At 52.9% G+C, this 13,015-nt stretch carries 14 protein-coding genes and 1 pseudogene; 5 read left to right on the top strand and 10 right to left on the bottom strand.

The window, feature by feature from the left end; translation table 11 throughout:
* Nucleotides 1-2: 2 nt before the first annotated feature.
* From PYW49_RS19675 to PYW49_RS19700, 6 genes are read right to left on the bottom strand one after another with little or no spacing between them, the layout of a single operon-like run.
* Nucleotides 3-1,016 (bottom strand): fimbrial protein, encoded by a 1,014-nt coding sequence (locus tag PYW49_RS19675; RefSeq protein ID WP_407057620.1) that lies wholly within the window; start codon nt 1,014-1,016, stop codon nt 3-5.
* Nucleotides 1,013-1,531 carry a fimbrial protein gene (locus PYW49_RS19680; protein ID WP_134348317.1) on the bottom strand — a complete coding sequence of 173 codons (519 nt, stop codon included), beginning with the start codon at nt 1,529-1,531 and terminating at the stop codon, nt 1,013-1,015. Before PYW49_RS19680 ends, PYW49_RS19675 begins: the two co-directional genes overlap by 4 nt.
* Entirely contained in the window at nt 1,522-4,047 is a 2,526-nt protein-coding gene (locus PYW49_RS19685) for a fimbria/pilus outer membrane usher protein (RefSeq protein ID WP_320387294.1), read from the bottom strand. Before PYW49_RS19685 ends, PYW49_RS19680 begins: the two co-directional genes overlap by 10 nt.
* Before the next feature lie 23 nt (nt 4,048-4,070).
* Entirely contained in the window at nt 4,071-4,748 is a 678-nt protein-coding gene (locus tag PYW49_RS19690; protein ID WP_134348319.1) for a fimbrial biogenesis chaperone, read from the bottom strand.
* Between the two features lie 53 nt (nt 4,749-4,801).
* Nucleotides 4,802-5,386, bottom strand: a complete 585-nt coding sequence (locus PYW49_RS19695; RefSeq protein ID WP_320387295.1) for a fimbrial protein — start codon at nt 5,384-5,386, stop codon at nt 4,802-4,804.
* Nucleotides 5,387-5,437: 51 nt separating this feature from the next.
* Entirely contained in the window at nt 5,438-6,040 is a 603-nt protein-coding gene (locus PYW49_RS19700; RefSeq protein ID WP_320387296.1) for a LuxR C-terminal-related transcriptional regulator, read from the bottom strand.
* Between the two features lie 808 nt (nt 6,041-6,848).
* Between PYW49_RS19700 and PYW49_RS19705 the strand changes: the two genes are divergently transcribed.
* From PYW49_RS19705 to PYW49_RS19725, 5 genes are all read left to right on the top strand, one after another.
* Nucleotides 6,849-7,655 (top strand): winged helix-turn-helix domain-containing protein, encoded by an 807-nt coding sequence (locus PYW49_RS19705; RefSeq protein WP_320387297.1) that lies wholly within the window; start codon nt 6,849-6,851, stop codon nt 7,653-7,655.
* A gap of 1 nt (nt 7,656) precedes the next feature.
* Nucleotides 7,657-8,136 carry a hypothetical protein gene (locus tag PYW49_RS19710; protein WP_134348323.1) on the top strand — a complete coding sequence of 160 codons (480 nt, stop codon included), beginning with the start codon at nt 7,657-7,659 and terminating at the stop codon, nt 8,134-8,136.
* A 241-nt stretch (nt 8,137-8,377) separates the two neighbouring features.
* A complete protein-coding gene (locus PYW49_RS19715; protein ID WP_320387384.1) occupies nt 8,378-9,259 on the top strand; it encodes a GlxA family transcriptional regulator in 882 nt (293 codons plus the stop codon).
* A gap of 85 nt (nt 9,260-9,344) precedes the next feature.
* Nucleotides 9,345-10,343, top strand: a complete 999-nt coding sequence (locus PYW49_RS19720; RefSeq protein WP_320387298.1) for a class I SAM-dependent methyltransferase — start codon at nt 9,345-9,347, stop codon at nt 10,341-10,343.
* Nucleotides 10,344-10,445: 102 nt separating this feature from the next.
* Entirely contained in the window at nt 10,446-10,883 is a 438-nt protein-coding gene (locus tag PYW49_RS19725) for an acetyltransferase (protein WP_320387299.1), read from the top strand.
* 38 nt (nt 10,884-10,921) lie between these two features.
* On the opposite strand, the gene PYW49_RS19730 is transcribed toward PYW49_RS19725, so the two are convergent.
* The 4 genes and pseudogenes from PYW49_RS19730 to PYW49_RS19745 all read right to left on the bottom strand — a co-directional run.
* Nucleotides 10,922-11,509: a hypothetical protein gene (locus PYW49_RS19730; protein WP_320387300.1), complete on the bottom strand. Its 588-nt coding sequence runs from the start codon at nt 11,507-11,509 to the stop codon at nt 10,922-10,924.
* A complete protein-coding gene (locus PYW49_RS19735; RefSeq protein ID WP_008500111.1) occupies nt 11,506-11,871 on the bottom strand; it encodes a tlde1 domain-containing protein in 366 nt (121 codons plus the stop codon). The genes PYW49_RS19730 and PYW49_RS19735 overlap by 4 nt, the downstream gene beginning before the upstream one ends.
* A 9-nt stretch (nt 11,872-11,880) precedes the next feature.
* Entirely contained in the window at nt 11,881-12,366 is a 486-nt protein-coding gene (locus PYW49_RS19740; RefSeq protein WP_320387301.1) for an Hcp family type VI secretion system effector, read from the bottom strand.
* A gap of 300 nt (nt 12,367-12,666) precedes the next feature.
* Nucleotides 12,667-12,969: pseudogene (locus PYW49_RS19745) on the bottom strand (hydroxyacid dehydrogenase); the annotation flags it as partial.
* Nucleotides 12,970-13,015: the final 46 nt, after the last annotated feature.

Consider the following 13,015-nt stretch of genomic DNA (forward strand, 5'->3'; position numbering starts at 1 on the left):
CCCTACTGGTAGGAAAACGTAATGCTTGCCAGGGCATTGGCCGAACCGGGGACCAGTTCGCCGGTTCGGATGTACTGCGCCTGGAACGGCAGCGACAGGGTTTGTGCCGCGGTGGTGCTCTGGATAAAGAACTGGTTCGTTGTGCCCGCCGCCGAGCTGTCTGGCCCCATCATCAGCGGGCCGGTGCCGTTGTAGAAAAACTGCACCCCAACGCCGGACGCCGTGGAGTCGCCGGTCAGTGTCACCACCGACGAGGTATTCGACGGCGTGGTCTGATCGGTCATCACCGCGTTAACCGCCACGTTCGCGTCGCAGGTCAGGCTGACGTTAAACGACCCGGAAGGTGACGTGCTGCCCACGGTGGTCAAGGTGCGGATATCAATCGTGCCCAGATCGACATTCGCGCTTTTTGTTCCCACCGTACAGCCGCTCGCCGTCACGGTAATGGCGGTGGGGTTAATGATCACTTTTGCCGTTTTGACCTCGTTGTTATATGCGGTCAGGACCGCGGCGTTGATGGTGGGGATCTGGTAAACCCCTGATTTCAGCGCCGTGCCGGTCTTAATAAAGGTCACCTTGGCGGACCAGCCCAGATCGGTGGCGTAGCCATTGGTCCCGTCCGCCGGGTAGCTTTGCGTAATACCGCTCTGCAGCGGTATCCAGGCGGAGCCGTTAAAATCCTTCAGCCCGATGATATAACCCACGCCTGGGACCCCAGTTTCAAAAATGGTGTAGTTAACCCCGTCGACGGTGACCGTCATCCCGCTCGAGATGGCGCTGCTGCTCGGCTCCAGCGTGCCTTTGGAGCAGGTAAAAACAAGCCCGCACCAAAACACCTGCTGCACGCTGGCGGTGGCGCTCCAGGTCGATCCGATTATGTTGCCCGGCACCACCGAATCCGCTGGCCCGTTGTAGGTCATCGGCTGAGGGGAAAGGGTAATATCCGATTTCCACTCCATCGCCTGTACGCTGGCGCAGAGCAGTAATCCGGTGATAAAAAACACTAAACGCATCATTGATACTCCGTAGTCCAGGTCGCGAAAGCAGAGACGTCTCCGGCATTGACGGGCGCGCCCGTGGCGGCCAGTCGGGCATAGAAGGTCATCTCTACGCTGTCATCGCCCGGTGTGCCCCAGGCGGTGGTTTGCGTGTTCAGTGGGAGCAGCACGCTGTCTTTATCGAGGATCTGCACCGCCACGCCGGTTGCGCCGCCGTCGGCAATTTTAACCAGCTGCGGGTCGTCATTGTCCGGCGTGCCGCTGAAGCGGATTTTTACCCCGGCAAAGGTCGGCCCGCAGGCTTCAAGCCTGATCGTGAAGGGCGTTTTGATATTGCTTACCGCCCCTGCGCGGGCGAACTGTTTCATCCCAATGGTCCCCAGCGGTACCTCTTGCTCTTTGGAGTCCGCGGCGACAACACAGGTGTTGCCGATCAAATTCCCGGTGACGGAAACCAGCACGTCATAGCCGCGAACGGGGAGAGTAAAAAACAGCAGCAGGACGATGCTGGTCATCCGGAGCGTTACTGACATACCACCTCCTGTGAATAAAGGCCGGTGCGGGCATTATAATTTTGCTTATTTAACGCATAGTTAATGGTGCAGCGCTGGTCTCTGTTGCGGCCCCACACTGCGCTCAACATACCCTTAACGGGCAAGCCGGACAGATACAGACTGCCGCCGTCGCCAACGATGCCGCTGGTTTTGTCATCACTGAGTGAGACCAGCGTGCCGAAGGGGAGCACGTCGTTGCCGTGACGCACGATAAACATCGCTTTTGCCCCCTGACGCGTGACGATGGTGGCACGAGCCAGGGCGCCGTCGGTGGGCGTTTTGTTGACGATGGCATTCTCGAGCTCCACGTCGTTGCCCGCCGTGGTGACGTCCAGCGCAACCTGATTGACGCGATACGGCGTGGCGTAGGGGATCACCGCGTATCCCCGGCTGTCAGTTTTGATGCCCTTATGATTAAGCACGGAAACGTTGCTGGCCCCGGGAGCTTTAACCAGAATATTGGTATTGCCGAGCGGCTGGCTTAGCGTCAGGCCATCTTCATGCAGCACCGCGCCGCCGCTCATCCCGTAGCTGAGGTTTTGGGAATCCCGGGTGTAGCTGTAGCCGAGGTTATAGTCTCCGCGCGCACCTTCGTACTGCAGGGCGACATCACCGCCGTACTGTTGCTGCTTGCTGTAGCGCTGGTTAACGCTATAAAACAGGTTCTCCTGGCCCGGCAGATATCCGCTCACGCCGGTGCTGGCGGTGGTGCCGGTAGAATCCGCATGGGTGGTTGTAAACCGGGCGCGCGTGGCGAGCTGCGGGTTACCAAACGGCACCGACAGGGAGAGCGCCAGAAGGTTCTCTTTCTTGTTGTCATACAGGCTGGCGCTGCGCTGAACGCTGACGCCAAGCGACACGTTACGAAACGTGGCGTTCCACGCGAACTGCAGGCTTTGCGTGGTGTTTGACGTGTTCCAGTAGGTTTGCTGATCCCACGACAGTGACAGCGAGCCGTATTGCCCCATCGGCTGCGACAGCAGCAGCTGGTTCTTGGCTTTACGCGACATCCGCAGGTTGTACACGGTGTCGTAATGGGTGGTGACGGTGCCATCGTCTTCCACAATCTGCTTTGGTGACCCGCCCGCCATCCCTTTGTACGTGGTATCGCTGAGGGTATAAAACCCCTCCGTGGAGTAGCGCAGCGAGAAGAAGTTTACCCGCGTACCGGTGTCGTTCAGCAGCTTGCTGTAGCGCAGTCGCACGGAATCGCCTGTGTATTGCCGATCGTCCGCCAGCCGGCTGCGGGCGTGGGTCAGGTCAATGGAGTAGGCACCAAAGCGGCCAAGGTTTTGCCCAACCCCGAACGCCAGACCGTTATAGCGATCGGCAAACTGCGCCCCGCCGTAAAACGTCAGGCCATAGCGCCAGCCGTAGAACAGCTCGCCCTGTGCGAAAGAGGGTGACGCCTGATCCCCCATCGGGCGATAGGTCCCGGCACCGAAGGCATATTTCACCTGCCCGTTACGCACCAGGTTCGGCACGCTGGCAAAGGGAAGCGTGTATTGCGTCTGGCTGCCGTCGTTCTCCTGAATGGTGACCGCGAGATCGCCACCTGACGATGTCGGGTAGAGATCTTTCAGCACAAACGCCCCCGGCGGAACGGAGGTTTGATAGATGATGTTGCCGTTCTGGCGAACCGTCACTGTGGCGTTGCTGCGCGCGATGCCGCGGACTTCCGGCGCGTAGCCACTCAGGCTGGCAGGCAGCATGTTGTCATCGGTTTTCAGGGCAATACCGCGCAGGCCCACGGAGTCAAAGACCTGTGCCGAGGTATAGGTTTCACCGGCGTACGCCTGGGCATTCAGGCCGGGGATATCCCTCTGCAGCCAGGTTTGCACGTGAGTGAGCTCGTTGTTGTCTTTGGTCCACGTGGTGAAATCACGCAGCCGCCACGCGCCGAGGTTGATGGCGCTGTTCAGGCTTGCAAACAGCTGCCGATCGCGCGTGCGCGTCTCGCCCTGATATTCATTGTTCGAACCATTCACCACATAATTCAGCCACGCGGCAGGAATGCCTGCCTCCCAGCTTTCCGGGCTGACGTACCCGCGCGGTAAATTGCGCATCGCACTTTGCGGCACGGTGAAGTTCAGGGTGAGCGTCTGCTGGTCAAAATCAAACCGGGCATCGGCAAATGCCTGTGTCAGGAAGACGCAGCGCTGCGCCAGCGGCAGTGCGCCGCCTTTTGCCTGCTTGCTATCGATGCCCAGCGCGGCGATTTGTTCAGGTGTGAGGCACGGCAGGGCTTCTCCCGCCGTATTTTCAGCAATGCGGAACGTGACATTCCCGGTGAACGCGTAGTTGTTATTGATATACACGTTGAGGTTGTAGTCTCCTGGCGGCAGCGCGCTCCCGGCGTTAACCCAGGCGAGATCGGCGCTGTTTGCGCTCTCGCCGTTGAGAAACGCGGGGTTAAATTGCAGTTCGCTTTCGGCCGCTACGGCTTGCCGAATCACCAGGGAGATCACCGTGGCGCACAGGATTTTTCTTTTCACGTGGTCACGCCTTACTGTTTTTATTATTGGGATAACGACGCGCGCGTGGCGGGGGTCCATGCCCCAAAATCGTTAATGGTCTGATAGCTCATGCTGCTTGCATGGCTGAAGGTTTCGGCCAGCGTCAGGCTGGATTTCGGCGGTACCATTACCGGCTGTACCGGCATACCATCAATTTTCACGTTGATAGTGGTGAGGTAGTACGGCGTTGGGTTCGTGAGCGTGACTTTCCCGGCGCGATAGGCGCCAGAAAGGCTTTTCCATGCCTCGCCTGCGCCTTGTCCGAGGCTCTGCGGGCGATAAAAGACCTTGATGCGGTTTGCTGACGCAAACTGCAGCGAATTGCCTGAACCGCTTTTGGTCTGCTGCGGGATGGCTTTGACCGTCATCCAGTAGAGCGTTTCGCGATCTTCCGGCAGGGCCTTACCGTTAAACATGATTTTCACCGCACTTTCGCTGGCGGGTTTCATGACGAACAGCGGTGGTGTAATCACGAAATCGTTGGTTTTCTGTCCTTTCTCGTTTTCCACCCATGACTGGATCAGGAACGTGGCATCGGGATGTGTGTTCCTGACCTGCAGCATGGACTGGGTGGTGGCGCTGGAGTAGACCATTCGCGTTGCGCCCAACCCCACGCCGCCGGCATACGCGGCGGTTGAACATACTGTGGCAGCCAGGCAAATCCAGGTGTTTACGCGCATAGTGACGCTCCTCAAAGCTGAGCCAGGCCCGGCCAGCAGACCGAGCCTGAAAATTACGAATAGGTAACGGTGTAGGTCGCGACAGCGCTGGCATCACCCGCGGTGGCACCGCCCTGCGGCGAGTAATATTTCGCGCTGAAGTTCAGGGTGTTGGCGCCTTTACGCAGAGGGATGGCCGCAGCAGGTTCACCCAGCTTCACTACCTTGCCCTGTTCGTCATAAAGGCGAATCGCCACATGCTGCGCGGAACTGGCGCTGCCGTTTGCCCCAACGGCCAGGCTATTGGCATCGGAGGTGTCCGGCGTACCGGTGAAGGTGACGGCCACGGTTGTTGCGGCAATCGGGTTCTCATCCGTTGAGGCTGAGGTATCGGCGATTTCGCAATCTTCCAGGGTGATGGCAAACGCTTTTGCCGTGCTGGCTTCACTCCCTGCGGCCGCCAGCGTTGCGGTACGCACTTCGCCCATATCAACGTCAATGTTGGCGCTTCCTGCGCTGATGGCGCAGGCGGAGGTCACGACTTTGCCGCTGAAGTTCACCGTACCGCCGCTGGTAGTTGCCGCCATGGCGGAACCGGCAGGCAGCAGAGCGGCAATGCTTAATGCCAGGAGTGAGCTGTGTTTTACGTGTGCTTTCATTTTTTAATTCCTTTGTTGTTATTGATGAGATTTGCTCTGAAAGCGGCAGGTCTAACTGGTTAAAAAGACCAGCAAATCTGTCTTATTCCTGAGCCCGAGTTTTCGTATCGCGGAGCTTTTTAAAGCGCTAACCCGGCGATAAGAAAGCTTCTCTATTTCTGCGATGTAACTCATATCCAGTCCGTTCCGGATTTCCTTTAAGACCCTCCACTCTCCGGGCGTCAGCGATAACGCCGTTGGTTTCATTTTTGGGCGATAACGGCTATCGACCATTTTTAATAATTTTGCCCGCCAGTGATAAACCGATTCATGCAGCGAGATATAGGCATCGATATCGCCTCTGATCCATTGCGATGAATGCGCAGGGGCGGAGTACATACAAACAATTACGCCGGGATATTTCGCTTTTATTCTTTTTAGCCCATTAAGATAATCATATCCCGTGTGATATTTGTCAGATCCTGATAACAGGAGAATATCAATGGGTGTGGTTGATAATACGTTATCAAGCTGCTGAAAATCCCCGACTGTAATTTCAATGTGAGATTCTGGCGTAATACTCCTTAATAATGTGATGATGCCCTTTCGTGCAAAATGGTCGCCACCCATTAACACGATGCGTAAATGTTGTTGTGTTTCATTCTTATTCGCCATGTTAGTCCCTCGATTTATAATAGTAATAAGACAAACCGATACGGTTAAGGTTGGTCTGTATTCTCGAAGTAATCACGCTATGCATGGTGTAGGCCTACTATACGCCGGCCATAAAAGAGGTAATCTGAATTAATCTTAACTTGTATTAATTATCGATTCTGATACCGCTGATGATCGGACATCCTGTTAATGTTTCTCCTCGTTATTGCCTGTAAATAATCATAACCACTTTTTTTTATTAATATCTGGCTTTGTTAAATGTTGTGTAAGGGAAGTGTCTGTTGGTGTCAGTGCGGGTGCTGAAGTGCTTACGGAGGATAACAATTTCCGAGTGTTATCATCGATTTATACTGATGATACCGCGGGGTGAATATTGCTAAAAATAGCGTTATCTATTGATTTTAAAGGAGGTTAAGAAAACTTAAGCGTTAAGCGCTCTGTATATTTCAGACGTCCATGTCCAAGGTGTTCAATTGCGTGTTTTGTATGGTTTTGTCAGTGTCAAGCATGACGGACTACTCCTTCTCTGCCGCCTTGTTTATTCATCACTTCAGAAAACTTCAGTGATAGAATGTCGGGCCCAGCCAGAGCGCGCCAGAGCGGCGTTTAACGCGTCTCACGCTTCAGTGAAGCGACAGAGAGAAGAGAGGAAAATAAGATTTTTCGCCAATTGCTGATATATACAGCATAAGCTTTATCAGCCACATTAATCCTTAAGTTATGTGGCGAACGTATTCAACATTCGCCGGTGTACTGATATGTCGTCGTGAAGAACGGCGCAATTGAACGGAGAACACTCACCAACGCTATGCATAAGCATTACATCATAAATAATAGAGTTGAGTTTCATCCCGCGGCCAGTACGCTGAGGGATATCGCCAGTCCCGATCGGGTTGTGGTTTTAAATTCCCCGGCAGGCCGATGTCTGTTGTTATTAATAGAAAGAGCCGGGACCATTGTCACGCAACAGGAATTTCTGGATATTGTCTGGCAGCGCCGCGGTATGCTGGTCTCGCCAAATACTTATTATCAAAACATCTCTATTCTGCGAAAAGGGCTGAAAAAGATTGGCTTTGAGGTTGACCCCATCGTCACTATTCCGCGCATTGGGTTAACGCTGGCGAGCGATACGCAAATCGTGATTAAAGACGCCCATCCTCGCCCAACGGAGCTACCAGAGGAAGAGGCGCCTGAGCCACGCGTCATGACCACGCCTGCCGTGCCGCCACCGTTGTTGGCGGAACCGGTAGCCGTAACCGGCGCGTCCGTGCATCGCTCCCGGTGGCTGACCGGTATCCTGATCGCCCTGCTGGTGCTGGTTGGAGCTGGTATCGTGGGTCACAGCAGCGCGCGTGAAAATCGCTTTATCGATGATTATCGGTTTGCTGCCATGGTCGGGGCGTGTCATGTCTATCTTGCTCAGGATATTCAGACCCAGAATGAGCGGTCGAAAGCCCTGACGTATGTGACGCAGTTTAAGGACGCGTGCACGAGCTATCCGTGGGTGTATATCAGCTGGTACCCCCTGCTGCCGCGTGCGTCCGTGATTCGGTGTGACAGATCGATGAAGGAGCCGAATCGCTGCATCTCTGACTATTTTATTGAGGAGCGCTAGCATGACCCGTTTTCGTCAGCTGCTGTATTTGTTCACCGCATGCCTGCTGTTGGGAGTAATGCTTTCGGGTTATTACCTGTGGCACCGGTATTACGTGCAGCCTTTTTCGTGTCAGGCGAATCTGGTACAGCATCATCCCGAAGAGAAACTCTCTCTGTGGCTGAATTACATCTTTGACGGCAACAGCGGGACGCTCAGTATGAATGCCAGCGTTGATAGCGACCCGACAAAAATTATCGACCGGAAAATATTCTTCCGGGTGGAGCGCAAGGATAATGTCTTTTTACTGACTTCCGTGCGGCATATGAAATTCCCGGACGATAATGTTACCGATAACTGGCTCGAAAAATATGAGCCGCAGTTCTTCGTTTACCCTGGGAAAAGTATTTATTTCCGGATTAATGAACAACAAAATGGTAACTATATTTTTACGTTAGGAACATTACCGACATATGTATGCCGAAGTTCAAAAAAAGGATAAGCGTATTTAGTTAACATTTATCAAAACCGCCATTTTCATTTATGCTTGATTGAGAGCTTGAGGATTATCTTAGGAATATAAATAGCAGCCACGCGTTGCAATAATGCTGTTCTAATTCAAATTTGGCAAGAAAATGAAAACTCTCTTTGACTCTTCCGGTGGAGGTATATCTGCGTCGGAAACGCAGTTGCATGTTGGGTTACTGCTGTGGCCACGATATTCACTGTTAGCCTTGTCCGGCTTGCTGGAAGCGTTGCGATATGCAACCAAAGCCCAGAAGAAAAAAACATTTAAAATCAGTTTACTCAGCGAGCAGCCTGATAACCCCATCACCAGCAGCTCCGGGGTGAGCATCAGGCCCGATGCCGCGTATGTGCCGCCGGAGACGTTTAACTACATTGCGACCATCGGCGGCGAGCTGGAGTACCTGTCGCAGGGTTACCCCGGGGACAGAGAATACCTCGCCCATGCCCACCATATGAATATCCCGCTGATTGGGATCGGCACCGGCAGTTTTGTGCTGGCGCAGGAGGGGTTTTTGAACGAGCGGCGCGCATCGATCCACCCTTTCCATCTTGAGCGATTCCGCCACGCCTTCCCGCAGGTATACGCCGAACAAGGCTATGATTTTATTGACGAGGGGGATGTCCTGACCTGCCCCGGCGGGATTTCAACCATCACCCTCGCGACAGAGCTTATCCGCGCCCACGCCGGCAATGAGATCGCCCATAGCGCCTGCCAGCGCCTGTCCCTGACGGCGCATGAGACGGCCACGCCCCGGCCTGCCAACATTGCCCTGATCCCGGACTCACGCCTGCGCCGTGCGGTCATGATGATCGAGCAGTATCTGACACGCCCGCTCAGCACCGCCGGGCTGGCGAGTGAAGTGGCGCTCAGCGAGCGTCAGCTTAACCGCCTGTTTCACGCCGAGTTTGGCAAAACGGCGCGGGAATTCATCCGCAGCGCCAGGCTGCGCTACGCCTGCTGGCTGCTGAAGAACTCGCAGCAAAGCGTCACGGACATTGCGCGGCGGATGGGCTTTAGCGACTGCGCGCACTTTATCCGTCACTTCCAGACCGAATACGGCTGTACGCCTGGGGCATGGCGCACGTCTCAGAGCTAATGCCCCGATTTCGTGCTTTCTTCGTAGGGTATTACTGGCTCGCCTGGATAGACTTCCGTTAAAAGCCCAACGGAGGGAAGACGACATGAACTGGCAGCCTTTTCGCGGCGATGCACCGGAAAATATGACGATTTTCAGTGCGTCATTTCCCGACATCAGCGACCAGTGGCCGATGAAAGACGATGCTGCCCGTGAAATCGCCACCCTTGACCGGGCGCTGAAAGCCGAGCCTGCGCTCCGGCCTCCGCTTGTTGAATACGAAGAGGGGGGACAGGCCGTGCTTGTCCCACAGAACCGCTATTCCGAACAGGCTTTTCGCAACCGTCCGGCGCTTACCGCGTGGCGAACCCGGCTGGTGCCCTCCGCGCTGGCGCTGTTTGTGGTGCAAAATCCGCTGGAAGACCGCCTGCCCGACGGAACCAAAATGGACAGCGACAGCCGCCAGTGGTTTATCCACGCTAACGATGCGGTAGGCGTACGCTCCCGCGCCCGGGTGCTGGCCGCGCTGGTGGATAAGTACATTCATAATGAAAGCGAGAACAACTGGGTCAGCCTGGCGAGCGGGGCCGCCATTCCGGTGCTGGAGGCGCTGCGCGAAGCAAAGCTCGACGGCCAGCAGGTATATCTGACGCTGGTGGATAAAGACCCCGTGGCGCTCAGCTGGGCCGAAACTATGGCGGCGCAGGAGGGCATTGTGGTGGGCGAACAGCTGACCCTGCTCCGGCGCAACCTGGTCCATACGCTGGTGCGTAACGAAGATTTACTGCTGGAGCTGGGCGAGCATCAGGCCGAACTGGTCGACGCGCTGGGAATTTTCGAATACTTCAACGATACCGATGCGGTGATTTTCCTCCAGCGCGTGCTGCGGCTGGTAAAGCCCGGCGGGGCGGTGATTGTGTCGAACATGCTGACCAGCAGCCCGCAGATTGACTTTGTGCTGCGCGGTATTGGCTGGGAGGATATTCACCCGCGGTCGTTACAGCAGCTGCAGGATATCCACATCGCGGCGGGCGTCCCGGTTGAAAACGTCACCGTGGTGGTGCCGAAGGATGGGGTGTACGCGGTGATGGAGATTAAAGCGTAGCTCGGTCGGTTTCCTCTCCCTTGAGGGAAAGGATTAGAGTGAGTGGGAACAGGCCGCACAGAGTGACTTGAATTATTTTGGTTTTCCAAACATGATCCCCCCATGAAAATAGAAACCGCACACCCCTCACATTTCGAGCGCCTGGTCGCCATCTGGGAATCTTCCGTTCGCGCCACCCATCACTTTTTACAGGAAAGCGATATTGCGGCGCTGCGTCCGCTATTGCTCAACGCGTATCTGCCAAACCTCACCGTCGTGATGGCCCGCGATGACGCAGGCGTTATTCACGGTTTTTTAGGCGTGGATGAAAACCGCATTGAAATGCTGTTTGTTGATGACGCGAGCCGGGGAAAGGGCATCGGGAAATTACTGCTGAAATATGCCATCGCAGAGTTTGGCGTAAACGAAGTGGATGTGAATGAGCAGAACCCGCAGGGCGTGGCATTTTATCGCCATATGGGGTTTGAGCAGATCGGACGCTCGGAAGTGGACGGGCAGGGAAATCCGTTTCCGCTGTTGCATATGCGGTTAGTTGAATAGCCTTCACTCCCTCTTCCTGCGAAGAGGAAGCCTGCAAGCTAGTTACTGGTAATTTGCCCGATGATGACGCCACGCACTTTTTCGCCATCGAAGTAATAAGAGACAGTATTACTCTGGGTGAATCCATTCTGTACTGGCGTCTCCTGATAAAAAAGCATCGCGTTGTTTTTGGCGATCTCTTTCTTACCGAACAATTCGACTAAGTTCCCATACGTCGCATTTAACAATGGAAGATGAGCCACTGAGACTTTGACATGCTCCGTTGTTTTCGCACACTCGCTATGGATGCCATCCTGGGCTATAGCGAGCGCAGTTAGCAATCCTGCACCCATTTCGTTATCAGAAATGAACCAGTAATTCGTTCCATCGTCGTCATGAAGGCAGACCCAGCGTGCGGAACTGCCTTTCTGAACTGCTGTGCCGGAGATATCTGCCAGAGGAGTAACCTCCATCTGAACGGTTTTCTTTCCGATTACGATGGTGGGGGAGAGGGACATTGTCGTTGAAATTTCTGCCAGCGTTCCGTCTTCGTCGTAATACTGGGTAGCAAAGCCGGTCATTTCAGTTGCTAAGACATGCGTACTGGCTGCAACGAGTAATGGCAATAAACAAAATAAACGCTTCATTTGACAATAAGTACCGTATCGTTGCTTTTCCAGATACTCCTCCTGGCACTTAGAGGGGCAATGATGCAGCCCTCTGAAGAATCATCAGGGTGCAAACTGCTTTTACCATGAATCTTAAAAGCATCCCTACCGCACATATCATTTGTCGAGTAAGGCGTAAGGCTGAGAGTATATTTTCCAGTATGCGCTGAATTATGGGGTGAACCGATTGTGTAGGTTCCTCTGGGAAGAGGTCCGCTGTTTTTTACACATTCTTGCGAAGGATCGTTTTTATAACCACTTGCTCCTGCATAATCCGCATCAAACTGATATACACCATCCAGGTAAAATTTGTGCTCTTTTACATCATATTCCCAGGACATACTTTCTCCTTAAGCGCGTTCTTTCCATGTGTCAGCATGAATGATGTTTCCATCAATATAGTGCCATGTTATTTTTTCGTATGTCAGATCAACATATTCATGGTGTGTATAATGTTCATTCTGTGGGTGTTTAATATCAAACATGATAGGTTCAATTTGTACTACTCTTGCATTTTCTAATGTAGTCTTAAAGTAAGCCTCCTCTAGCCCGTTATAGTTGATCCTGTAGAATATAAATTCTGCTTTTTTTAGCGTTTGTCCAGTGGTCAAGGCTTTGTATAGATAAGAGGATGATGAATCAATCTCTTTCATGAATGCATAGGTACTACAAATGCGTTTTGCTGTGATTTTCCCAAAAAACTTATCGATAGGTTGTTCAACAGAGTGCATCAACTCAATCACTTCAATTGAACCTTCACGATTTTTTACTTCGACAGAACCTTTAATTCTCCGGCCTGCATCATCCTCAAGCCATAAGTAAACAGGTATAGCCATCTCAATCTCCTTTTATAGACTGAGGGAAACTACTCTTCATTAATTATTTAAATTGTGACTTATGTTTCAAAATGGAAATGCTGAAAAACTTTGGCTGGTTAAAAAGAAAATGATCGTTGCGAGATATATGTGGCGTGAATTGATGTTAAAAAAACATAAAATTGATTTATAGTTGCTCTTCCATCGCAAGAATAATAATAACTAAAAAATAGTATCAAGTATTAAAATGGTGAATGTCATAAAATAACGGACATGTACCGTAATTATCGATTAGTCTGCTTATCCCATTTTAATAAACCGACGATAGCCGATGGCGAGAATGACGGGCAGACTAAAACATTGAACGTTATATACTTTACCATCGCTGGCAGTTGTTCGGTAAAACCGAACAACTGAATTATCGACCAGTTCACCCTCATCAAAAATATTCTTGATATGCCCACTGATCGTTGCTTTGGCTTTGCCGTATAACTCACAAATCGTAGCCTGTGAGAGCCACAAAGTATCGCTTTCGAAGCGGCATTCAATGCGAGCTTTCCCATCTTTGCTAGCAAACATGACGAACTCACCGGCTGGTGAATTGATTAATTCTTCATATGTCATGCTGCCCCCACCTCATAAGGCTGATGTCGGTAAGTTCGTAGTATGC

Origin of the sequence: Enterobacter chinensis (assembly GCF_034008295.1) — a bacterium.
Lineage (GTDB): Bacteria > Pseudomonadota > Gammaproteobacteria > Enterobacterales > Enterobacteriaceae > Enterobacter > Enterobacter chinensis.

What these genes read in the sequence shown, in the direction of transcription:
- PYW49_RS19675 (WP_407057620.1), bottom strand. Translation starts at nt 1,016, where the DNA reads ATGATGCGTTTAGTGTTTTTTATCACCGGATTACTGCTCTGCGCCAGC.
- PYW49_RS19680 (WP_134348317.1), bottom strand. Translation starts at nt 1,531, where the DNA reads ATGTCAGTAACGCTCCGGATGACCAGCATCGTCCTGCTGCTGTTTTTT.
- PYW49_RS19690 (WP_134348319.1), bottom strand. Translation starts at nt 4,748, where the DNA reads ATGCGCGTAAACACCTGGATTTGCCTGGCTGCCACAGTATGTTCAACC.
- PYW49_RS19695 (WP_320387295.1), bottom strand. Translation starts at nt 5,386, where the DNA reads ATGAAAGCACACGTAAAACACAGCTCACTCCTGGCATTAAGCATTGCC.
- PYW49_RS19700 (WP_320387296.1), bottom strand. Translation starts at nt 6,040, where the DNA reads ATGGCGAATAAGAATGAAACACAACAACATTTACGCATCGTGTTAATG.
- PYW49_RS19705 (WP_320387297.1), top strand. Translation starts at nt 6,849, where the DNA reads ATGCATAAGCATTACATCATAAATAATAGAGTTGAGTTTCATCCCGCG.
- PYW49_RS19710 (WP_134348323.1), top strand. Translation starts at nt 7,657, where the DNA reads ATGACCCGTTTTCGTCAGCTGCTGTATTTGTTCACCGCATGCCTGCTG.
- PYW49_RS19720 (WP_320387298.1), top strand. Translation starts at nt 9,345, where the DNA reads ATGAACTGGCAGCCTTTTCGCGGCGATGCACCGGAAAATATGACGATT.
- PYW49_RS19725 (WP_320387299.1), top strand. Translation starts at nt 10,446, where the DNA reads ATGAAAATAGAAACCGCACACCCCTCACATTTCGAGCGCCTGGTCGCC.
- PYW49_RS19730 (WP_320387300.1), bottom strand. Translation starts at nt 11,509, where the DNA reads ATGAAGCGTTTATTTTGTTTATTGCCATTACTCGTTGCAGCCAGTACG.
- PYW49_RS19735 (WP_008500111.1), bottom strand. Translation starts at nt 11,871, where the DNA reads ATGTCCTGGGAATATGATGTAAAAGAGCACAAATTTTACCTGGATGGT.
- PYW49_RS19740 (WP_320387301.1), bottom strand. Translation starts at nt 12,366, where the DNA reads ATGGCTATACCTGTTTACTTATGGCTTGAGGATGATGCAGGCCGGAGA.